We start from the raw sequence: 20,838 nt of genomic DNA, 5'->3' as shown, positions 1-20,838 counted from the left end.
GACGCCCTTCTGGTAGGTGGTGTAGGGCAGCAGCAGGGCCAGGAGGATGACGGAGCCGACGTAGAACACGGCGATGCGGAAGACCACGGAGTTGATGGCCTTGGGCATGATCTTTTCGGGGTTTTCGGTTTCGCCGGCGGCGGTGCCGACCAGTTCGATGGAGGCGTAGGCGAAGAGCACGCCCTGCATCAGGATGATCATGGGCAGGATGCCGTTGGGGAAGATCCCGCCGTTGTCGGTGATGAGGCTGAGGCCGACTTCCTGGCCGTCCACGGGGGTGCCGAAGATGACGAAGTAGGTGCCGATGAGGAGGAACGCGACGAGGGCGGCGACTTTGATGATGGCGAACCAGAATTCCATTTCGCCGAAGACCTTCACGGAGACGAGGTTCAGGCCCAGGACGACGATCAGGGCGGTCAGGGCCCAGGCCCATTGCGGGACGTCGGCCATCCAGGGGACGTATTTGCCGAAGAAGTTCATGTAGAGGGCGGCGGCGGTGATGTCCACGATGGTGGTGGTGGCCCAGTTGATCCAGTAGAACCAGCCGGCGACGAAGGCGGCCTTCTCGCCGAAGAATTCCCGGGCGTAGGAGACGAACGAGCCGGATGACGGGCGGTGCAGGATGAGTTCGCCGAGGGCGCGGAGGATCAGGAAGGCGAAGAAGCCGCAGACGGCGTAGGCGATGACGAGGGAGGGGCCGGCTGCGTTGAGCCGGCCGCCGGCGCCGAGGAACAGGCCGGTGCCGATGGCGCCGCCGATCGCGATCATCTGGATCTGCCGCGGTTTCAGGCTCTTGTGGTAGCCCTTGTCTTCGGCGTGAAGGAGAGAATCCGAAGCGTGGGCGTGGCCGCCGTCGGCCTCGTGCTGGGCAACCTCGTCATTGGGGTTGTTGGACATGGGTGATCCTTTCGACCGGTTGAAGATCTAACTGGGGTGGAACAGGAAAGTGCAGGGACCGGATCTAGAAAACAGACCATCCGGTGCGGTCGGACAGATCAGCGAGGGCCGCCGAGCCCGCCAGGGAATTGCCCTTGGCGTCCAGCCGCGGGCTCCAGACGCAGATGGAGCACTCGCCGGGGACGATTACCAGGATTCCGCCGCCCACCCCGCTTTTGCCGGGAAGACCGACGCGGTAGGCGAACTCACCGGCGGCGTCGTACATACCGCAGGTGAGCATGATGGACCCGATGCGCTTTGCCTCGCTCCGGGAGACGACAGGGCCGGTTGCTCCGTGCCCGCCGCTGGCAAGGAACAGGCCGGCCTTCGCCACCTCGACGCAGCTCATCATGATGGAGCACTGCCGGACGTAGTTCTCCACCACGGCCTCGGCGGGCCGGTGCAGGTTGCCGAAGTTCTTCAGGAAGTGGGCCAGGGCCAGATTGCGGCTGCTGTTGGCCAGCTCGTTCTCCGCCGCCACCTCATCGATGAACGGTCCCCGGCCACTGAGCTCCCCCGCCTGCCCGCGGAGGAACCGCAGGACATGCCCTGCAGAGTCAGCGAACTTCCCCATCACGTGGTCGGTCACCACCAGGGCACCCGAGTTGATGAACGGGTTCCGGGGGATCCCGTGCTCCACTTCAAGCTGCACCAGGGAGTTGAACGATGTCCCTGACGGCTCACGAAGTACGCGGGTCCAGAGCGCACCGGGATCGTCGGCGCGGAGCGCCATGGCCAGGGTGAAGACCTTCGAGATGCTCTGGATCGAGAAGGGCAGGTCGGCGTCGCCGGAACTGAACACGTCCCCGGACGTGGTGGCCACCGCAATCCCGAAACGGTCGAACGGCGGCGCTGACAGGTGCGGGATGCTGGCGGGAACTGATCCTGCTTCACTTCGGGGCCGGTGGTTGCGGACGATCTCGTCCAGGACCAGGTTAAGAGGCGGCGAATCGAGTGCTGTCATCATTTCTTGCCCAGGTGCTCCTTATGCTTGCCGGCCCACTCCTGGATATGAAGGAGGGCGACCAATGAGTGGTGGGGATCGCTGAAGTTCAGGCCGGTAACGCGGCTGGCCTTGCTGATCCGGTAGTAGACGGTGTTCTTGTGCAGTTTCATCCGCTTTGAGCATTCGGCCACATCCAGCGACGCCTCGAAATACGCCAGCAGGGTTTCGGCCAGTTCGCCGTCGTCGCGGAGGAGGGCCCAGAGGCTGCGGTGGCGAAAAGCCGAGGCGGTGAAGCTCTGAAGTGCTTCGTGAAGGAGGATGTCCACCTCGAAGTCGTCCACGGTGGCCACGGCAGCGGTGCCTGACCGCCGCATGCTGCCGAGCAGTGCCTCCGTTTTGGCGGTCACGGAATGAATCGAGAGCAGATCCGGGGCGATTGGTCCCACTGCGGCGAAAGGACTGACACCCAGATGCCTCCCGGCGTCCCGGACGATCGCTTCGGCGAGGCTACGAATTCCGGCCTCGGCGTTGGCGGACTGGAGCGCCGGGATGATGACGGCGGTGTCGCCGTTGAACTGCCCCACTATGGCTGACGGTTTGTAGGCTGCCGCATGGATTGACGCCAGGTTGGCGAGCTCACCATGTTTGAGGGCCGCATCGTCGTGCTGGGCCTCAGCGGCAGACATTCCCAGCAGGATCAGTGCCGAAGGACGGTCCGCGGGGATCTTCTCGCTATGCGCACTTGCGGCGGCCTCCGCCGGGCCCGAAAGGATCCGCGCAATGCGGTCCTGGCGCATGTGCACCGACTGCTGGTTGCGGTGGCGGATCAGCTCGGCTGACACCCGAGCGGCCGATCCGGTCAGGACGTAGTCGACGTCCGCGCCGAAGCCGTCCCCGGTTTCCTGCAGCCAGATGTACCCCATGATGCGGTCGCCGGCGAACAGGGTGATGGCGACGCGCTCCCTCAGCCCGTCCTGCGGCCGGGCCGGAACCCTGACCGGCAGGCGGGTCCGGTGCAGTTCGCGGTAGGCGCCAAGATCCTTGAGGAGCAGCTCGTATTTCCGCGGACCGCGGCGCGCAAGGATCGATGCCTTGCGGAGCTCGTCGATGTCATTCGTCACCGTGGAGTAGGCCAGGACCTTGTTGGCGGCATCCTCGATCACCACATGGCTCGAGGTCAGGCGGGCCGTGGTCTGCGCGATGGCGAACAGGTCCTCCTCCAGCAGCGTCAGGACTTCGCTCTGGTAGCTGCGCGGCGTGATCCGGTCCTTGGCGATGGACAGCAGCCGGTCCCAGTCCGCGGCCGGATCCACCAGCAGGAGACCGGTTCCGGCAGCCCGGAGCAGCTCTTCGGCTTCCCCCAGTTCGCCGGGGCCGCCCTTGACGGCCAGCACCAGCGGAGGGTTTTTCAGAAGGCGCCGCAGCGCCGGCAAAGCGGAGCGTCCGCGGACCCCGATGAGCAGGACAAACGCGGCCCCGCCGTCGGACGTCTCGTCGTCGGCGTCAACGATCAGAAAGCGTTCGATAGGCGTTTCGGCGCGGTCCGGTCGAAGAATGAGGCTGGCGAAACCCAGAGGGAGATCCGACAGGATGTCGTCCACTGTAGCTGCGGCCATGGGCTTCCTTGCGTTGATACCCGTCCGGACGGCTCTGTCCGGTCACCCAATGCTATCGACAGTAAATCCCGGAATGTATGGATCCCAGCCTAAAACCAGCCCTCCGTTTTCGGTCCCGGAACCAATGCGCACCAGTACGGGCGGGCGGGGATTGACACCCTTCCCGCGCGGCCATAATCTACAACCAAATGGTTGTAGATCAGCTTAGCGATGCCGAACTCGACCGCCTCTTCCAGGCGTTCGCGGACACCACCCGGCGGGACATCATGCGCCGGGTGGCGGTGGAGGAGTATTCGGTGTCCGGCCTGGCGTCCCTCTACGCCATGAGTTTTGCCGCCGTCCAGAAGCACGTGGCGGTGTTGGAGCGCGCTTCCCTGGTCACCAAGGAAAAGCGCGGAAGGGAGCAGATCGTGCGGGGCAGCCGTGAAGGACTGCAGAAAGCCCGGCGGCTGCTTGACGAGTACGAGGCGATCTGGCGGCAGCGCGCCGAGCGGATCGCTGACATCCTCGCTGAAGAATAGGAAGGGTCCGGCAATGACGGTTATCAGTTCCACGAAGAGCGCAGAGACGCTCAGCTTCACCCTTGTGGCCGAGTTCGACGCCGACGTCGAGCGGGTCTGGCAGGTCTGGGAAGACCCGCGGCAGCTTGAGCGCTGGTGGGGCCCGCCCACCTGGCCGGCCACGTTCGTGAAACACGAATTCACCCCGGGCGGAGAGGCCAGCTACTACATGACCGGCCCCGAGGGCGAGAAGGCCGGCGGCTGGTGGCGCATCACCGCCATCGAGGCTCCGCGCCGCCTCGAATTTGACGACGGTTTCGCCGACGACGACGGCGCTCCGGTCGAGGCCATGGGCACCACGCATGCGACCGTCACGCTTGAGGACCTCGGCGGCCGCACCCGGATGACCGTCCTGTCCACGTTCGAATCCGAGGAACAGATGGGCAAGATGATCGAGATGGGCATGGAGGACGGCATGAAGGAAGCCGCCGGCCAGATCGACGCCCTGATCGCCGAACATTCCCGCGCCTGACCGGCACGGCGAACCTGCGGTAGGAACGCGGAAGGCAAGCGGACGACGGCGGGACCTCCCGCCGTCGTCCGCTTGCTGCGTGTGCCTCCGGCCTAGAAGCTCCTGGCGTTCGCGAGCACCGGGAGTTTTCCGCGAACTTCCGCAATGACGGCCGGGTCGATGTCGATCACGGCCAGCTCGGGCTCGCCGCCCAAAGTAACCAGCGGGGAGCCGAGCGGGGAGATCACGGCGCTGTGGCCGATCCCGGTGGGGGCGGCACCTGCGGACGGCAGGCCGATGCTGGCGGGATCGCCCTGGCCGCAGGCCACCACAAACGTGGTGCTGTCCACGGCACGGGCCCGGACCAGCAGGTCCCACTGCTCAGCCTTTCCTTCGCCGGCGCCCCACGAGGCGCAGACGATGTTGACCTGGGCCCCGGCTTGGGCGTTGGCCGTGAAAAGGGCGGGGAAGCGCACGTCGTAACAGGTGGCGAGGCCAATCACCGTGCCGTTGAGTTCAAAGGTCACCGGTGACGTGCCGGCATCTACCGAATCGGACTCGGCGAAACCGAAGGCATCAAAGAGGTGGATCTTGTCGTAGGACGTTTCGATGCCCGGGCCGGTGACCAGCAGGGTGTTCCGCACACGGCCGCCGTCGCCCGGGGTGAACATCCCCGCCACGATGGCGATGTCCAGCTCGCCGGCGATGCTGCGGACGGCAGTTGCCCACGGTCCGTCCAGCGGCTCGGCGATGTCCGCCAGACTGTTGCCGAAGGCGCGCATCGCCGCTTCCGGGAATACGGCCAGCTCGGCTCCGGCGGCTTTGGCGCGCGTGGCGTATTCTCGAATCAGCTCCAGGTTGGCGGCCGGATCGGCTCCGGTGATGATTTGGGCCACTGCTAAACGCATGGAATTACTCCAGTCTGTTGTATACATAATGTATGCGAAAAAGTTCGGGGACGGCGGCGTCCGGCCGCGAGAAGGCGTACGCGTACCTGCGCGAAAACATCCTGATTGACCCGGAGGTGCAGGGGAAGTTCCTGAACGAGCAGGAACTGGCTGCCGAGATCGGCGTCTCGCGCACTCCGGTCCGGGAGGCGCTCCTGCTGCTCGTCTCGGACGGCCTGGTGGAACTGATTCCGCAGCGCGGAGCCTATGTTCCCCCCATAACCGGCCGGGAAATGTCCGAGCTCATGGAACTGCGCGGAGTCCTCGAAAGCCACGCCGCCCGCCTGGTCATCGAGCAGCGCAGGGTCCCGGCCGAGACGATGCAGGAGACCCTGGACCAGCAGTCCAAGCTTCCGGAAACCCTGAGCCCGGACGCAGCGCGGGAGTTCATCCGCCTGGATACCCTCTTCCACCAGCAGCTCATTGATGCTGCGGGAAACGAACTCATCTCCCGCACCTACAGCAAGCTCCATGTGCGGCAGATCCTGGTGGGCGTATCCGCGCTGTTCCGCACCGGCGGCCGGCGCGGGGAGGTGTGCGCCGAACACCAGGACATCCTCGATGCCCTGGTGTCCGGAGACGCGGCGGAGGCGCAGAAGGCCATCGACCATCATCTGGCCGTTACCCGCGACATCCTGCTCCGCACCTAGGTCCCGCTCACTTGGAATCTGCGGCGCCGGACGGCTGGGGTGCTGCGGCGGTTCCTTCCAGCAGCAGGCGGTAGTCCGCGTCCTCTACGGTGTCGTTGTCCCGGCCAAGGGCCAGCCCCACCAGGGTGACGGCGGCGGCCACGGCGACGTAGATGGCCACCGGAATCCAGGTGCCGAACTGGGACAGCAGGAGCGTGAACATCAGTGGGGCGATGGCACCGCCGATTACGCCGGCGAACGTGTAGGCCAGTGAGCTGCCGGTGGAGCGGAGCCGCGGCGAGAACTGCTCCACGATGAAGGCGGCCTGGGGGCCGTACATGAATGAGTGGGCCATGAGGCCGAGCACGATGCCCACGATCAGCATCGGTTCGTTGTTGCCGCCCAGGACGCCGAAGAAGATGAACGTCCAGACGGCGCCCGCCACGGCGCCGATGCCGTAGACGCGGCGGCGGTTGAAGCGGTCGGAGACGGCGCCTGCCAGCGGGATCATGAACAGCTGGAACGCGGAGCCGACCAGGACGGCGGTGAGCACCTGGTTGCGTTCGTAGCCGAGGGTCTGGATGCCGTAGGTGAGGGTGAAGACGGTGAACAGCGCGTAGAGCACATCCGGTCCCACGCGGCACAGGATGGCCGCGATCAGCGGACGGAGCTCTTTGCGGAAGACCTCCTGGACCGGGGCGTGGGGCTGCTCGCCGTGGGCCTGGATGGCCTTGAAGATGGGAGTGTCTTCGAGCCGGAGCCTGATCCAGAGGCCGAATCCGACCAGCAGGGCCGATACCAGGAACGCGATGCGCCAGCCGAAGGAGAGGAACTGCTCCTCGGTCAGTGCCAGCGTGAGGACCGCCAGGGCGCCGTTTGCCAGCAGGTTGCCTGCCGGCGGACCCACCTGGGCCGCAGAGGCCCAGAAGCCGCGCCGGTGGGGATCGCCGTATTCGCTGGAGAGCAGGACGGCGCCGCCCCATTCGCCGCCCACGCCCACGCCCTGGCCGAACCGCAGCAGGACCAGGATGATGGGGGCGGCGATGCCGATGCTCGCGTAGCCGGGCAGCACGCCGATGAGCACGGTGGCCACACCGATGATCATCAGGGTGGCCACCAGGACCTTCTTGCGGCCGATGCGGTCCCCGAGCCGGCCGAAGATGATGCCGCCGACCGGGCGGGAAACGTAGCCCACCGCGTAGGTGGAGAAGGCCAGGATGGTGCCGGTCAGGGGATCGGATGACGGGAAGAAGACGACGGGAAATACGACGGCGGCCGCCGCCGAGTAGACGGCGAAGTCGTACCACTCGAGCGCGGTGCCCGTGAGGCTGGCGGCGAAGGCCTTGAACAGGCCCTTGGGATGAATCGGCTTGTCCGGATGCGGCGTAGTGCCGGAAGCCGGAACTGGGACGTTTGCCATGGTGTTGTCCTCCACGAGTCTTTTATGGTGACGCCTGTCACGCTGGCGTTAAATGTATACATTACGCATACTGGATGTACATTGGCGACTGTTTCAGGTTTCCGGTTTGTAATTTTTCAGCAAAAGGATGGATCCACCATGACGACTCTGAGCTTCGAACTTCCCGACGGCAGCACCAAGGACGTACAGGTAAAGCGCCTCCTGAACGCGGGCTACGCAGGGCGGGAGCAGGATGAAGTGCAAGCCCACATTGCCGAACTGGCTGAACTTGGCGTTCCCGGTCCCACCACCACGCCGGCCCTATATCCAGTGTCCCCCTATCTGGCCCAGCAGGTATCGGAAGTGAGCGTGCAGCATGGACGAACTTCCGGCGAGGCCGAGTGGGCGATGGTGATCACCGACGACGGCGTGCTGCTCACCGTCGCCTGCGACCATACGGACCGCGAACTGGAGGTCCACGGCGTGGCCTGGAGCAAGAATGCCAGCCCGGATGTGCTGGGGCGGAAGGCCTGGCGCCTGGACGACGTGCGGGACCATCTGGACCAGATCACGCTGAAGGGCTGGGTGGGGGAGGGCGACACCGCCGACACCCTGATCCAGGACAGCTCGCTGGCCGCCCTGCTGACCCCGGACTACTGGCTGGACGTCCTCACGGAACGCGGGCTGAACGCGCCCGGAACCGTCCTTATTTCCGGCACGGTGGCCATGACCCACGGCGTGAACCAGTTCGCCCGCAGCTGGAAGGTCGAGATGACAGATCCCGTCACGGGCGCCTCGGTGGATGCCCAGTATGTGGTGGAGCAGATGCCCGAGCCGATCGGCTGATTCGGCCCCTGAGCGGCGAACGGAAGCGGACGACGGCGGGAGGTTCCCGCCGTCGTCCGTTCTGCGTTGGGGAGGTGCCCGGACCGGCGGTCAGCACGCCAGCCAGCCGCGGGAAGATGCCAGGTTAGACGGTTTCGACAGGCCTGTCCGTGGCGTGTCCATACTGGGACCAGCCGCCGACGAACAGTCTGCCTTTGCCTTTTCCGAGTTGCTCCAGAACCAGCAGGTTGTGGCAGGCGGTCACTCCGGATCCGCAATATGCAATGGTGTTCTGGGCGGAGACGATGCCGGCCCGCTCGAAATTCTCGCGTAGCTGTTCCTCTGGGATCAGTCTTCCCGAGGAGTCGAGGTTCTCGCGGCAGGGGACATCTACGGCGCCGGGTATGTGCCCTGGGCGGGGGTCAACAGGGTCTCGGCGCCCCTCGAAGCGGTCACGATTCCTCGCGTCCACGACCCTGAATTGATCGGAAGACGCCTCGGCGATACCGGCAAGCAGGCTTTCAGGCCAGACCTGGGCTGAGAAGTCTCCTTCCAGCCTTTGCCGGGACTCGGTAGCGAGCTCTCCCGGGTAACTGGCGATGCCGCCGTTCAGGATCGCGGCGCTGCGGCCCGTCGATCGGAGCATCCACACCATTCGGGCCGCGATGACTCCACCTGCGTCGTCATAGGCGATCACGACGTCAGAGTCACTGATTCCGGCTTCCTGCATCCCCTGGGCAAACACTTCAGGATCGGGCAGCGGGTTCCTCCCGGCTTTCTTCGAAGCCGCCCCCGAGAGCCACCGATCCATGTCGACGAAGACGGCATCCGGGATATGACCAGCGTTGTAGGCGTCCCTTCCCGAGGTCCCATCCAGATACCAGCGGGTATCCACCAGAACGAACCGCCCCAAGTTGCCCGCGCACCAGGTCCAGTCAACAAACGGCTGCAAGTCCGACTCGCTATTACTCATAATCCGGAGTCTAAAGCGAGGATCCGTATGTTGAGATGTCCATCTCAACATACGAACCCGAGCGTCCGGGAATCGGCGTTCCGCTCCGGGGCCCTGAATCTATTGGGGTGACAGGTCCGGCAGGACCGGCGCGGGCTGCGCGGCGCGGGTGCGGCCCGCCCGGGCGCGGTAGGCGGCCAGGAAGGTGGCGATGCGGCGTACGGCCTCCCGGATTTCGTCCACGGGCGGCAGGATGACGAACCTGAAGTGATCGGGGGAGGGCCAGTGGAACGCCGAGCCGTGGGAGACCAGGATCTTCTGCTCCTGCAGCAGGTCAAGCACGAACTGCTCATCGTCCGCGAAGGGGTACATCTCCGGGTCCATCTTCGGGAACAGGTACATCGCCCCGGCCGCGGGCACGCAGGTGATTCCCGGAATCTCATTGAGCAGCCGCAATGCGAGGTCGCGCTGTTCGCGCAGCCGGCCGCCGGGTTTGATCAGGTCTTCGATGCTCTGGTAGCCGCCCAGTGACGTCTGGATGGCGTGCTGTGCCGGAACGTTCGGGCAGAGCCGGAGCGAGGCCAGCAGTTCGAGGGATTCCCGGTACGCCGCGGTGGCCGAGCGCTGTCCGGTGACGGCAACCCAGCCGGCCCGGTAGCCAGGCATCCGGTAGGCCTTGGACAGGCCCGAGAAGGTCAGCACGGGCAGGTCGCCGGCCACGGAGGCGGTGTGGATGTGGAGGGCGTCCTCAAACGTGATTTTTTCGTAGATCTCATCGGAGAACAGCACCAGATCGTGCCGCCGGGCGATCTCGACGAACCCGGCCAGGATGTGGCGCGGATAGACGGCCCCGGTCGGGTTGTTGGGGTTGATGATGACGATGGCACGGGTGCGGTCGGTGATCTTCGCCTCGACGTCGGCCATGTCCGGCCACCAGTTGTTCTGCTCGTCGCAGGCGTAGTGCACGGCTTCGCCGCCGCTGAGGACCGTCGCTGCCGTCCAGAGCGGGTAATCGGGCGAGGGGATCAGCACCTCGTCGCCGTTTTCCAGGAAGGCCTGGAGGGTCATGGAGATCAGCTCGCTGACCCCGTTGCCGATGAAGATATCCTCGACGCCGATCTGCATCAGGCCCTTGGTCTGGTAGTACTGCGAGATGGCGGTCCGGGCGGAGAAGATGCCCTTGGAGTCGCTGTACCCCTGCGCCTCGCGCAGATGGTGGATCATGTCCACCACGATGGACTCGGGGGCGTGCAGCCCGAACGGCGCCGGATCGCCGAGGTTCATGCGCAGGATGCTGTGGCCCTCCCCTTCCAGCTTCTTCGCGGCATGCTGCACCGGGCCCCGGAGGTCGTACCGGACATCTTGCAATCGGCTGGAATTCTGCATGGCGCGCATGAGGCATATTTTCATAGCCGCACTGCCGGAAACAACGTGGGCCGGTTCCGTCACAGCTCCGGGACGCACTGACCCGTGCCGAGCAGCGCCAGGCCGGCGAGGTCGCCGGCGGCGAACTCCGTGACGTCGGTGCCCTCAGGGTGCATCAGCTGGGTCGGATCGTCCACATGGTCCAGTCCCACCACATGGCCGAGTTCATGCATGATCACTGCGCGCACATAGTCCGGTCCGTCCGGCCAGTGCATCATCTCGGTCAGATCGGGAGCGTCCAGTGCCACCTGCCCGGCCACGAGGACGTAAGGGCGCCCGGTGGTGTACGCGTACGAGCTGCCGCCCAGGCCGTCCACGTCCCCGGCCAGGTCCGGACTCTCCTGGGGCGTGGACCACGCGATGAGGACCGGCGCCCACCTCTTGCCGTAACGGTCCGGCTGGTAGCTCTCCCGTTCGTCGCGGGGAGCCTCCGACGTGTAGCCGTCGAAGACGAACCGCAGACCGGTGGCAGCCGAAACCTTGGCGACGGCCTGTTCCATGAGCTGGTCGGCGCCCGGCGGCGCATTGTAGGGACGGACCACGTAATGCACCGGACGGCAGGGATCATAGGCGGCGAACGGCTGGCCGGGGTCGGGAGATTCCTGCAGCGCGTAGGCCTTGGAGCCGGTGCCGCCCGGCGGGTGCCCCAGCGGGGTGTCCGATGCCTCGAACCCGGGCGGCGGCACGGGAGCTCCCGGAAGGTAGGGCAGGACCGCCGGGAGCACGAAACGTTCGAACACAGCGGGAACGGAGTAGAGGCTGGCGAGCAGTGCAATGCCCGCAGCGATGGCCCACTTCCTGCCACCGCCTATTCCGCCACGCCTTTTGCCACCAGGCTGCGGATACCAGATCTGAGGGGAAGCGTGCCCTGGCGGCTGCGGAGGAAATGCTGCCTCGGAACGCCATGGAGCGGCGCCCTCCGCTGTCCCCATGGCCTCATCAATTGCCCACTGCGGAATGCGCCCGCTGGCAGAGCGTCGGACACCCGGCGGCAGGTCCTCGTCCGTCATCGGCAAACGCTCTGCAGGCGGATCGTCCCGCCAATTAGATGTCGAACGCAACAGTGTCCCCCAACAGTGTCCCTCTGGTTGCCACGCCATCTTGAGTGATGGACCACCCCAGCATAGGGGACGACGGCGGTGTCTTCCCGCCGTCGTCCCCCGCCTTGGCTGTGACTGTCGACATCTGGAGCCGGCTCCGGACTAAGCTGCCCTTCTCCGGTTATTATTTGGGTAATTTCAAGGGCCCGCAGAGCTGGCCCAAAGGCAGGATCCCGGAAGGTGGAGATAGGAATGAACAGGGCCGCGAACAAGGTGCACGCTCGGGAGGCATTTAGCCGCGCGGAGAAGCGACTCCGGTCGGGCGGGCGGGCCTCCAGGACAGCGTGGCTGGTCCTCGGTATTTTGGCGGCCGCCGTCACCGGATCGGTGATCGTGTGGCAGGTCCTGGAGCGCGGCGAAGAACCGAACAGTGCACCCGATGAAGAACCCCGCACGGAAAACATGTGACGGGCTAGCCCTTCCGGAGGCGGCGACGGCGGAACCTCCCGCTGTCGCCGCCTCCGGCAGTTCAGCGTCAGGATGTGACACCGCCGCGTCCTCCGTAACCGCAGGTAGGCCGTTATTTTGAGTCAGTCAAAATAACGGGTATAGTTGGTCATGCCAGCTCAATAGCGAGCTGCCGGGCTCAGCCCGGGCAATCCGCGGAATCCCTTCCGCCTCCGCCGGCCTGGTCGAGTGCTTCAGACTCGCCAAGGCGGCCCTCCTCAAAGCGCCGGGTGGGTAACAACCACCGCCACACTCCATGTGTGAGCCGCGCGGAAAACCAGAGACATCGACTGCGTCGTCGCAGCGGCCCCCGCCTTACCATCCGATCCTCAGGGGTCCGCTGGTTCATGCCGCCGTGCCGTCTACGCCGCTTGCCCGGACCCGCTGGCCCGGAGACACCTGCCCAAAAACCACCGCCTACCTGCCACACCGCAGGCACCAACGAGGAGAACAAACCATGACTTTGCAGACTGAACGATTCACGCCCCGCAGCGCCGCAACCGCCGCCGCAACCATCCTTCGGACACCCCGCGGCGGCAGCTACGTGACGCCGACCAGCCACGCGGCGCCCGGCGGCAACCGCGGTGCCGGGCGCACCGAAGGGTCCTACATCACCACTCCCGGTGGCGGCCACGGTAACGGCAACCGCGTCCAGGGACGCTATGTCACGCTCGCTGGCGGGTACCCGGACGACACCGAGGGAAGCTACGTCACCGGCAGCTGACAACATCCGGAGAAACTCCAGAGGACGACGGCGGGAACCTCCCGCCGTCGTCCTCTTGTGTCCCGGCATGGGCAGCCGTCAGGTGGTGCGCGGCGCTTTGGCGAGGTTCTCGGCCAGCTGGGCCGCGTTTTGCCGCACGACGTAGGCGGGGCGGTCCCGTTCCGCGCGCCAGCTTTCGGACAGCGGGCCGATGTTGACGGTATCGAAGCCGAACTCGTCATAGAGCTTCGTCACCAGGGCGCTCGCTTCCGCGTAATCACTGGCGGTGGCCAGCGCCCTGCGGTTGGGCGTGCCCGCAGGGGTGCCGTCGGTGGTGATCTGCCTGGCCATGATGTGGTTGAAGCCCTTGGCCACCTTCGACGCGGGCAGGTGTTCCTGCAGTAGCCCCGACGTGGTGGCTTCGCCGCTGTCCAGGGCCGGGAAGCGGCCGTCGCGCTCCCAGTAGTAGTTGTTTGTGTCGATCACGACCTTGCCGGCCAGTGGCTCCACGGGGATGTCCCGGTAGTTCCTGAGCGGGACGGTGACGACGGCGAAATCACCCGTCGCTGCCGCTTCGGCCGGCGTCGCGGCGCGCGCCCGCGGCCCCAGTTCCGCCACCAGCTCCGCCAGGGTTTCCGGTCCCCTGGAGTTGCTGATGACCACGTCATAGCCGAGCTGCACCGCCTTGCGCGCAACCTGGCTGCCAATGTGTCCTGCACCGATGATTCCAATTGTTGTCATGTCCGGGCCAACAGCGCCGCCGGTGCAGATATTTCGTGCGTTGCGCCGGAGGACGGCGGCGGATCCCGCCGCCGCCCGCCCTGCCGCCCGCCCCGCCGGTTGAAGCCTCCCCGTGCGGTCAGTAGAGTCGCCCGGTGACTTCAATGCTGCATTCCCTGGTTGGCGACGTCGGCGTGAGACTGCTGCATTCCTCTGATGCGGACGCCCAGGCGGCGGCGTACCGGCGCAACCGTGAGCACCTCGCCCCATGGGAGCCGGTCAGGCCGGAGGACTTTTTCACGGTGGCGGGCCAGCACCAGGAAATCGAGACCAGGCTCGCCCAGTACGACTCCGGCCTGTCGGTCCCGTGGGCTCTCGTCGACGGCAGTGGCCGAATCGTTGGAAACATCACCCTGAGCCGCATTGTCCGCGGGCCGCTGCTCAGCGCGCACCTGGGCTACTGGGTGGACCGGGAGGTCAACGGCCGCGGAATCGCCTCCGCCGCCGTGGCGTTCGCGCTCGCCTCCGCACGGGACGGCTACGGGCTGCACCGGGTCCAGGCCGGGACTCTCGTCCATAACGCGGCCTCCCAGAAAGTGCTGGCCCGCGCGGGCTTTGAGAAGATCGGCCACGCCGCGTCGTACCTCAGGATTGCCGGCCGCTGGCAGGACCACATACTCTTCCAGCGCATTCTGGACTGATGTGCCGGTCCCGAGTGGACAAGTAGCCAGCGTAGAAAAAACTCGGGTAATTGATACGGATGCTTCTGCCGCTCGGCGGCCATAGTGTTATTGCATTGGGTGGTTGTGAGGGCAGGGACATGCACGATGGGCCTGCACCGCTGGGCTGGGACGGCCGCCACGGTCGCTGTCGGAGTGGCAAATCCAGGTCTGCTTCTCCGGCACCACGATGATCGACGCCGCCAATTGGGCCGGCCGGTTGCAGCGCTGCACCAGCCCGCCCGCATGACGGCACGGACATCGTTCACGAGTCCCATGGTTCCGGCTTTCAGTGGCCGACGATATGCGAGGGTACCTATGAATCTTCCGAGGTCTGAGCTTGCAGCCGCCTCTGAACCCGTGCACACGCCGCCCAGCGGGGTCGCGCCTGGCCCCGGCGGCCCAGCCTCACCCGTGTCCGTCGGCCCGGCAACGCCCGAAGCTGAAGGCCCGTCCCGTCCCGGCGCACCTGCCGCCGGGGATGCCCCCGGCCCTGCCGCCCCGGTCCGCGCGGCCATCGGAAACTGGCCTGACCCGATGTAAGCAAACGCAGGGTTACGACGGCGGGAGGCTCCCGCCGTCGTACCCTGCCGTCCCGTTCGGCGGCAGTCGGTTTCCCCGGTGCGCGCTGGGCCGGGGCGGTTGAAGAGCAACGCCCCCGGCGGAATACTGGAAATCGGGTTTATGGATTCCAGACGGGCAAAGGCGTGGTGGATGATGGGCAGCGGGGCGGCGGGCGAGTTCAAACGGCGGATGGAACGGGGCGCGGAACTCCGCGCCGTCCTGGCCTCCGGCGGAACGGCCCAGGAAGATGCGGAGCTTGCCGCGGCCGAGGAGGAAGACCGGCAGAAACGCAAGAAAATCGATGACGCCGCCCGCGTTGAGTACCTGATCCGGGACGCCATGGCGCAGGGGAAGTTCGACAACCTGAAGTACGCCGGCAAGCCGATTCCTGGGCTGGGGGAGGGCTACGATCCTGATTGGTGGGTCAAGGGCCTGATTCAGCGTGAACACCTCACCGGGCTGGGGCCGAAGGCAATTCTCCTGCGCACCGAGGACGCCGAGCTCGACTCCAGGCTCGATGCCCAGCACTCCGAGAAGCAGGTGCGGGACCTGGTGGCGGACTTCAATGCACGGGTGATTGATGCGCGGCGCCAGCTCCAAGGCGGTCCGCCCGTGATCACCAAAACCCGCGACGCCGACGCCGAAGTGCAGCGCTGGAAGGAGCGGCGGGCAGCCAGGGCCGCTGCTGCCCCGCCGGAGCCTGAGCCGGAACCCACCCGCCGGTGGTGGCGGCACCTCTGGAGCGGGTCCACCTGAACGGCCCCGCAGGTGGCACCATAAAGACATGGTGGCTGTATTGCTCGGATGGAACCCGGGCGCCGGTACTACGTGGCCGGAGTATTCGAGGGTTGTCGACGAGCTCGCCGCGGCCGGGGTCCATCGCCGCCCGTGGCGGATCCTCAACAGCGCAAGCGTCTTGCCCGGTGCGGATGCCTGGCTGCTCCTGGTCGGTAAGGCAGGCCGCGGACTGATCGGCCACGGTGTTACCGCTTCGCATCCCTACCGGCCCGCCCGCGAGGAGCAAACCGGCGCATCCGGCACGGTCATTGATGTCGACTTTGACGCCCTGCTTCCGGTGGGCGACCAGATTCCCGTGGACTTCCTCCTTGAAAGGGCACCGCGGGCCGGGTGGAACACCGTTAAAGCAGCTGGCCGGCGGATCCCGGAGGAGGAGGAACGGGCGGTCCGCGCCATCTGGGCGGAGCGCCTGCCGGCCGACGGGATCGATCCGATCCTTCCCGTGCCCGGGACTGCACCGCAGGATGCCCTGACCCGGGTCGGCATGAACCGGTATGAGCGCAGCCCCCAGGCCCGGCGGATCTGCCTGGCACACCACGGCACGTCCTGCGCTGCCTGCGGATTCTCCTTCGAAGCCGTCTACGGTCCCGAAGGGGAAGGGTTCATCCACGTCCATCACCTGACGCCCGTCTCCCAGCTGGGGCCCGGCTACGAGCTGGACCCCATCGGCGACCTGGTCCCGCTGTGCCCGAACTGCCACTACATGGCTCACCGCCGGCCCGTGCCCTACACCCCCGCGGAGCTCAGGGCGATGATGTCAGGAGCCGGACACATTGCAGGCTCGGTCTTGTCCCCGCAGGAACTGGAGGCGCAGGCCGCCGCCCAGAGGATCCTCGACAGCAGGTGACCGGCCGGGTCACGGGGAGGCTGACTAGTCACGGGACTGGCTAGTCACGGTGTGGCTGTCCCGTCACGGTGACCACAGCCAGTCCCGTTCGAAGTCCGGATGGTCGGAGTAGGGCAGCGCCAGGGCATTCAGGGACAGCCCGGTCCATTCCAGGGCGCCCGGGATCCAATGGGTGTCCTCGCCGAACGGGTCGCTGACAAGCGTTGCCAGGGCGGTCTGCCGGGCGGCTTCGATGATGCCGATGAGCCTTCTTTTGGCCTCGCATTCGAGCAGCAGGCGGCGTTCGTACCACTTGCCCGCTTCGGAGGTGGTCCGGTCACCGAGGAGCTTGCGCGCAACCGCCTCATCTTCCGCGATGCGATCGGACAGAAATTCCACAATGTCCACAAAGTGAGCCTACGCCCGGGAAATCATCCGGCAATAGCGCCCGGCCCCCGGCTATGGCGTGGCGACGAGGTCCGCCGCAGGCAGCGGGAGGTAGTAGGCGGAGTGGTAGCGGCTGTCATCGCCGGTGAGGACCCAGGCGGATCCTTTCCGGACGCGGAACCGCTTGTTCAGGACCGTGCGGTCATGGCGGATCAGGTGGTCCAGGACGCCTTCCATGACGCCCTCGTGCGTGCACAGGACCGTTCCGGTCCCGCGGGCCTGCGCAACGAGGCGGAGGGCAGCTTCGATGCTGCCTCCCGTCAGGTGGTCTGAACGTTCCACCTCAAGGGACTCCCGCCGCGCCAGCGCGGCTACGGTCTCGACACAGCGGACCGTAGGGGCGGACAGGACGCGTTCTATTTTGAAAACCGCGCCCAGCGCGGCGAGTGATCGCGCGGCGTGTTCAACTTCCTCACCCGGCGACCAGACGTCATCCGAAAGTTCCCGCTCGCTTCGCTTGGTGACCTGGGCGCCGCGGACCAGCAACAGCATCTTTTCCCGCTCGGGCGCGGGACGCACTCCGAGCTGCAGGTGGAGCTGCGTGCCCAGGGCGACGATGGCGGGCCGGTCCCGCGGCTCTGTCACGGTGCGCAGGGCTGCGGGGAGGGAGAGCCACCTCGCCGCGTCCACCTCGGCATTGGCGCGGAAATGGCCCGACTCTGCGGCTGCAGCCCAGTAGCGGATCGTCTTGATCCTGTTCCTGCTGTCCTCGTACCTGATCCTGGGGAGTTCCGCGCCGAGACGGCAGTCGAAGCCGGTCTCCTCCCGTACTTCCCGTGCCGCACATTCCCGGCCCGACTCTCCGGGCTCGGCCTTGCCCTTGGGGATGGACCAGTCGCCATGCGCCGGCCGGTGAATGAGGAGTACTTCGAGGGCGCCCTTGCTTCCGATGCGCCACGGCAGTGCACCATAGGTGGCGGGCTTGATCTTACTCATGTGCTTGACTCCGTCGGCACCAGGGCCAAGGCCGGCACGGGCGTGTCCTTGGCGTGCTGGAGCTGGTCCAGGCGGCTGTAGAGGCCGCCGGCTGCGACAAGCTCGCCGTGCCGGCCGCTCTCGATCACCCGTCCGTGGTCCATGACGTAAATCCGGTCAGCGCGTTTGAGCGTCGAAAGCCGGTGGGCAATGACGATGACCGTGCGTCCGGCCATCAGCCGTTCGAGGCCACGCATGACGTACTGCTCCGAGATCGCATCCAGGCCCGATGTGGGTTCATCGAGGATGACGATGGGTGTGTCCCGGACCAGCGCCCGGGCGATGGCGATGCGCTGGCGCTGTCCGCCGGAGAGGGTTACGCCCCTCTCCGCTACCGGCGTGTCATATCCCAGCGGCAGCTTCCCGACGAATTCGTCCACGTAGGCCGCCTCTGCGGCCGCAAGCACCTGCTCCCTGCTCGCCCCCTCGGAGCCGTACGCGATGTTGTCGTAGATCGTTCCGCGGAAGAGGATGGACTCCTGCAGCACCATCGAGATCTGCCTGCGCACGGTGGCGACCTGCATGTCCTTCACGTCCATGCCGTCGAGCAGGACGGCACCCTGCGTTGCGTCGTAAAGGCGCGGAATCAGACTGACGACGGACGATTTGCCGGCTCCCGTGGGCCCGGTGATAGCCACGACGCTGCCCGGTTCGGCTGTGAGGTCGATTCCGTGGAGGACATTGCGATCCCCCTGGTAACCGAAGCTGACTCCGCGCAATTCGACTGCACCGGCCAGCCTTGGGGCAGGCGCGGCCCCCGGTTTGTCGGAGATGGCCGGAGCCGTATCCAGGATTTCCTGGATGCGCTCGGCGCTGGCCTGCCCGCGGCTAATCACGGTTGTCAGTTTCGCCAGCGATTTCATCGGTGAATAGAGCGCCTTGAGGTAGGCGAGGAATACAAGCAACATTCCCAGGGTCATGGTTCCGTCCAGCACCCGTTGGGCGCCGATCCAGAGCACCAGGACCGTGCCCATGGTCGCGATGACGTCAACCAGGGGCGAGAACATGGACTGCAGCCGGATGACCCTCAGCCCGGCATCCCGCCGTCCGTTGTTGCGTGTGCGGAAGTCGTCCTCATGGCGCGCTTCGCTCGTATATGTCTGCATCACCCGGACAGACGCGAATGTCTCGGACATGGCTGCTGCTATGTCGCTGTCCTTGCTGCGGGCCTCCCGGGAGGCCGACTTTATCCGGCGCCGGTAGAGCAGCACCGTGACGAACAGCAGCGGCGCCACCGCAAGGCCGATCAGGGCAAATGTGGGATCGACGATCACGCAAATGGTGGTGACGAAACCCAGGATGAACACGTTGGGAAGCAGTACCGAAAGCATCGACACCATCAGCGCGCGCACATAGTCGACATCCGTGGTGGTTCGTGTGACCAGATCGCCCAGCCGCTGTTTGTCGTGGAATGACAGGGACAGCCGTTGCAGATGGGCGAAGACGTCGGCACGGATGGTGGCCATGGTCTTCTCGCCGACGCTGTTCAGCAACCGGGTCCCCAGATAGTCGGCGGCGGCGTTCATTACTGTCATGGCGAGCAGCGCCCCTGCGGCAAGGAGGAGCAGCTGAAGGGGCCGGAGCGCGGCCAGCCCCGGGAAGTCCGGCGTGCCGTGTTGAGCGGGTTGGCCCAACGGCTGCAGGACGTCGTCGACGATGATTTTCATGGGCCAGGGCAATGCAACTTCCATTGCGGCAACGAAAATGACCAGCAACGCACCTCCGCCCATCGCCCCGGCGTGGGCTGCGATCGCGCTGCGGAACCGCCAAAAGGTTAGAAACATCTTTTCCCCCAAATCCCTAGTGCCGCTCACTATCTCTGGCCGAGCTTTGGGAAAGGTCTGCCAGAGGTTGGAGAAACCTTGCTGATAGGGGCAGCGGGGGAGGCGGGATGTGCACCAAAGCAGGGGTTTCGGACCTTCAGGCCGTGCGGAACCGCTCCGGAGACAGCCGGAATCACGGTGCGGGGCACCAGAAGCGGGGAGCTGCGCCCAACGGTGCGGAAGTGGCTTTCTGGGGGCTTACATTCGGGCCGTCACGGGCTACCGTTTTGCTTGTGGGCAGTTCCTGCCGCGCATGGCGAGCAAAGGAGTTCCAATGGGTGACGTGTGGATCCGCACGATCAGCCAGAGCCTGGTCCGTGCGGACAGGGTCACGGAAATTGCAACCTCCCGCGGATCCGTCCATGACGATCAGGGATACTCACTCAAGGTCATTGCGGACGGAAAAGCCTCCATCCTGATCGACAACAGCGACCTCGCGGGCACCACGGGCGAACGGCTGGAGCACGCGCGGCGCATGGAAGACGCGCTGCTCCTCGCGATGGATGCCGCCAGCAGCACCAATTCATCCGTGGTGATCAGCTACGAACAGGATGGCGAACGCTGGATCCTCAGGCCCGCGTCGGAGCTGGCCGGCGAGATCGCACCCTGAATGGGGCGCCGGCGGGCACGCCGTCAGAAACGGCATCGAGGGCTCGCGCCCGGCGCTGGAGGTCAGTGTTAGACGGTCGCGGCCAGCTCGTAATCCGCCCCGCGCATGTCCTCGCACAGTGCCACGCAGGCGCCGATGCGGGCCTTGAACTCGGGTTCCTGCTTCCACGCGTTCCGGGAAGCCTCGTCGGTCCATTCGGAAAACGAAATGTAGCGCCCGGCCGTCCCGCTATCGCGGAGAAGTTTCGCCACCACCAGGGCCGGGTAGTTTTCCCGTGACCACTGCAGGAACTCCTTCCACCGCTCCACAAACTCGTCGTCGTTGCCAAGTTTGACCTGCCAGACCCCGGAAGCGTAATGCTCTGCCATCGGTCTCACACCCTTTCGCGCGTGCTCAGATAGCACAATCTTAGGACCGGAC

23 protein-coding genes are annotated in these 20,838 nt (G+C 65.9%); 10 read left to right on the top strand and 13 right to left on the bottom strand.

All coding sequences use genetic code 11. The annotated features are described in order from the left end of the window. From ABFP37_RS19825 to ABFP37_RS19815, 3 genes are all read right to left on the bottom strand, one after another. Positions 1–897, bottom strand: an 897-nt coding sequence (locus ABFP37_RS19825) for an amino acid permease (RefSeq protein ID WP_347034661.1), incomplete at its 3' end; no start/stop codon positions are given. Between the two features lie 64 nt (positions 898–961). Next, on the bottom strand, positions 962–1,903 hold the full coding sequence (locus tag ABFP37_RS19820) for a glutaminase (RefSeq protein WP_347034660.1): 942 nt from the start codon (positions 1,901–1,903) through the stop codon (positions 962–964). Further along, positions 1,900–3,498 carry a helix-turn-helix domain-containing protein gene (locus ABFP37_RS19815; protein WP_347034659.1) on the bottom strand — a complete coding sequence of 533 codons (1,599 nt, stop codon included), beginning with the start codon at positions 3,496–3,498 and terminating at the stop codon, positions 1,900–1,902. The genes ABFP37_RS19820 and ABFP37_RS19815 overlap by 4 nt, the downstream gene beginning before the upstream one ends. Positions 3,499–3,686: 188 nt before the next feature. Here ABFP37_RS19815 and ABFP37_RS19810 point away from each other — a divergent pair, with 188 nt between their 5' ends. Next, positions 3,687–4,019, top strand: a complete 333-nt coding sequence (locus ABFP37_RS19810) for a helix-turn-helix domain-containing protein (protein ID WP_078028282.1) — start codon at positions 3,687–3,689, stop codon at positions 4,017–4,019. A 13-nt stretch (positions 4,020–4,032) separates the two neighbouring features. Continuing rightward, the gene (locus tag ABFP37_RS19805; RefSeq protein ID WP_078028281.1) at positions 4,033–4,530 is read left to right on the top strand and encodes an SRPBCC domain-containing protein; all 498 of its coding nucleotides are present in this window, start codon (positions 4,033–4,035) and stop codon (positions 4,528–4,530) included. Positions 4,531–4,622: 92 nt separating this feature from the next. Here ABFP37_RS19805 and ABFP37_RS19800 read toward each other — a convergent pair whose 3' ends face one another. After that, positions 4,623–5,417 carry a carbon-nitrogen hydrolase family protein gene (locus ABFP37_RS19800; protein ID WP_347034658.1) on the bottom strand — a complete coding sequence of 265 codons (795 nt, stop codon included), beginning with the start codon at positions 5,415–5,417 and terminating at the stop codon, positions 4,623–4,625. 32 nt (positions 5,418–5,449) lie between these two features. Between ABFP37_RS19800 and ABFP37_RS19795 the strand changes: the two genes are divergently transcribed. Beyond that, complete coding sequence (locus ABFP37_RS19795) at positions 5,450–6,106, top strand: GntR family transcriptional regulator (RefSeq protein ID WP_078028279.1); 657 nt, start codon at positions 5,450–5,452, stop codon at positions 6,104–6,106. 7 nt (positions 6,107–6,113) lie between these two features. On the opposite strand, the gene ABFP37_RS19790 is transcribed toward ABFP37_RS19795, so the two are convergent. Beyond that, complete coding sequence (locus tag ABFP37_RS19790; protein ID WP_078028458.1) at positions 6,114–7,505, bottom strand: MFS transporter; 1,392 nt, start codon at positions 7,503–7,505, stop codon at positions 6,114–6,116. A 138-nt stretch (positions 7,506–7,643) separates the two neighbouring features. On the opposite strand from ABFP37_RS19790, the gene ABFP37_RS19785 reads away from it, so the two are divergent. Then, on the top strand, positions 7,644–8,330 hold the full coding sequence (locus tag ABFP37_RS19785) for a DUF2848 domain-containing protein (RefSeq protein WP_078028278.1): 687 nt from the start codon (positions 7,644–7,646) through the stop codon (positions 8,328–8,330). Between the two features lie 124 nt (positions 8,331–8,454). Here ABFP37_RS19785 and ABFP37_RS19780 read toward each other — a convergent pair whose 3' ends face one another. The 3 genes from ABFP37_RS19780 to ABFP37_RS19770 form a co-directional block, all read right to left on the bottom strand. After that, positions 8,455–9,282, bottom strand: a complete 828-nt coding sequence (locus ABFP37_RS19780) for a sulfurtransferase (protein ID WP_347034657.1) — start codon at positions 9,280–9,282, stop codon at positions 8,455–8,457. Between the two features lie 99 nt (positions 9,283–9,381). Further along, the gene (locus ABFP37_RS19775; RefSeq protein ID WP_347034656.1) at positions 9,382–10,656 is read right to left on the bottom strand and encodes a pyridoxal phosphate-dependent aminotransferase; all 1,275 of its coding nucleotides are present in this window, start codon (positions 10,654–10,656) and stop codon (positions 9,382–9,384) included. A 50-nt stretch (positions 10,657–10,706) separates the two neighbouring features. Further along, positions 10,707–11,426, bottom strand: a complete 720-nt coding sequence (locus tag ABFP37_RS19770; RefSeq protein ID WP_260681100.1) for a matrixin family metalloprotease — start codon at positions 11,424–11,426, stop codon at positions 10,707–10,709. Between the two features lie 552 nt (positions 11,427–11,978). Here ABFP37_RS19770 and ABFP37_RS19765 point away from each other — a divergent pair. Together ABFP37_RS19765 and ABFP37_RS19760 are read left to right on the top strand one after the other, a co-directional pair. Then, the gene (locus ABFP37_RS19765; RefSeq protein WP_347034655.1) at positions 11,979–12,194 is read left to right on the top strand and encodes a hypothetical protein; all 216 of its coding nucleotides are present in this window, start codon (positions 11,979–11,981) and stop codon (positions 12,192–12,194) included. 496 nt (positions 12,195–12,690) lie between these two features. Further along, positions 12,691–12,957, top strand: coding sequence for a hypothetical protein (locus ABFP37_RS19760; RefSeq protein WP_347034654.1), 267 nt, complete (start codon positions 12,691–12,693; stop codon positions 12,955–12,957). A gap of 78 nt (positions 12,958–13,035) precedes the next feature. Here ABFP37_RS19760 and ABFP37_RS19755 read toward each other — a convergent pair whose 3' ends face one another. Beyond that, the gene (locus ABFP37_RS19755; RefSeq protein ID WP_347034653.1) at positions 13,036–13,677 is read right to left on the bottom strand and encodes an NAD(P)-binding domain-containing protein; all 642 of its coding nucleotides are present in this window, start codon (positions 13,675–13,677) and stop codon (positions 13,036–13,038) included. 143 nt (positions 13,678–13,820) lie between these two features. On the opposite strand from ABFP37_RS19755, the gene ABFP37_RS19750 reads away from it, so the two are divergent. The 3 genes from ABFP37_RS19750 to ABFP37_RS19740 all read left to right on the top strand — a co-directional run bounded on the left by ABFP37_RS19750 (position 13,821) and on the right by ABFP37_RS19740 (position 16,584). Then, complete coding sequence (locus tag ABFP37_RS19750; protein ID WP_347034663.1) at positions 13,821–14,357, top strand: GNAT family N-acetyltransferase; 537 nt, start codon at positions 13,821–13,823, stop codon at positions 14,355–14,357. 732 nt (positions 14,358–15,089) lie between these two features. Then, a complete protein-coding gene (locus ABFP37_RS19745; protein ID WP_347034652.1) occupies positions 15,090–15,695 on the top strand; it encodes a DUF1992 domain-containing protein in 606 nt (201 codons plus the stop codon). Between the two features lie 28 nt (positions 15,696–15,723). Further along, entirely contained in the window at positions 15,724–16,584 is an 861-nt protein-coding gene (locus tag ABFP37_RS19740) for an HNH endonuclease (RefSeq protein ID WP_078028271.1), read from the top strand. A gap of 63 nt (positions 16,585–16,647) precedes the next feature. Here ABFP37_RS19740 and ABFP37_RS19735 read toward each other — a convergent pair whose 3' ends face one another. The 3 genes from ABFP37_RS19735 to ABFP37_RS19725 are packed head-to-tail and all read right to left on the bottom strand — an operon-like array spanning position 16,648 to position 19,769. Further along, the gene (locus tag ABFP37_RS19735) at positions 16,648–16,971 is read right to left on the bottom strand and encodes a DUF6221 family protein (RefSeq protein WP_078028270.1); all 324 of its coding nucleotides are present in this window, start codon (positions 16,969–16,971) and stop codon (positions 16,648–16,650) included. A 51-nt stretch (positions 16,972–17,022) separates the two neighbouring features. After that, positions 17,023–17,946, bottom strand: coding sequence for an NUDIX domain-containing protein (locus ABFP37_RS19730; RefSeq protein ID WP_347034651.1), 924 nt, complete (start codon positions 17,944–17,946; stop codon positions 17,023–17,025). Next, positions 17,943–19,769 carry an ABC transporter ATP-binding protein gene (locus ABFP37_RS19725; protein ID WP_078028268.1) on the bottom strand — a complete coding sequence of 609 codons (1,827 nt, stop codon included), beginning with the start codon at positions 19,767–19,769 and terminating at the stop codon, positions 17,943–17,945. Before ABFP37_RS19725 ends, ABFP37_RS19730 begins: the two co-directional genes overlap by 4 nt. Before the next feature lie 313 nt (positions 19,770–20,082). Between ABFP37_RS19725 and ABFP37_RS19720 the strand changes: the two genes are divergently transcribed. Then, positions 20,083–20,418 (top strand): hypothetical protein, encoded by a 336-nt coding sequence (locus ABFP37_RS19720; protein ID WP_078028267.1) that lies wholly within the window; start codon positions 20,083–20,085, stop codon positions 20,416–20,418. Between the two features lie 68 nt (positions 20,419–20,486). Here the strand turns inward: ABFP37_RS19720 and ABFP37_RS19715 are convergent, their stop codons facing one another. Further along, complete coding sequence (locus tag ABFP37_RS19715; RefSeq protein WP_078028266.1) at positions 20,487–20,786, bottom strand: antibiotic biosynthesis monooxygenase family protein; 300 nt, start codon at positions 20,784–20,786, stop codon at positions 20,487–20,489. Positions 20,787–20,838 lie beyond the last annotated feature (52 nt).

Source organism: Burkholderia sp. RS01 (genome assembly GCF_039748055.1).
Classification (GTDB): Bacteria; Actinomycetota; Actinomycetes; order Actinomycetales; family Micrococcaceae; genus Arthrobacter.
Note: the sequence above shows the minus strand (reverse complement) of the source record. Positions and strands in the feature narration are given on the sequence as shown.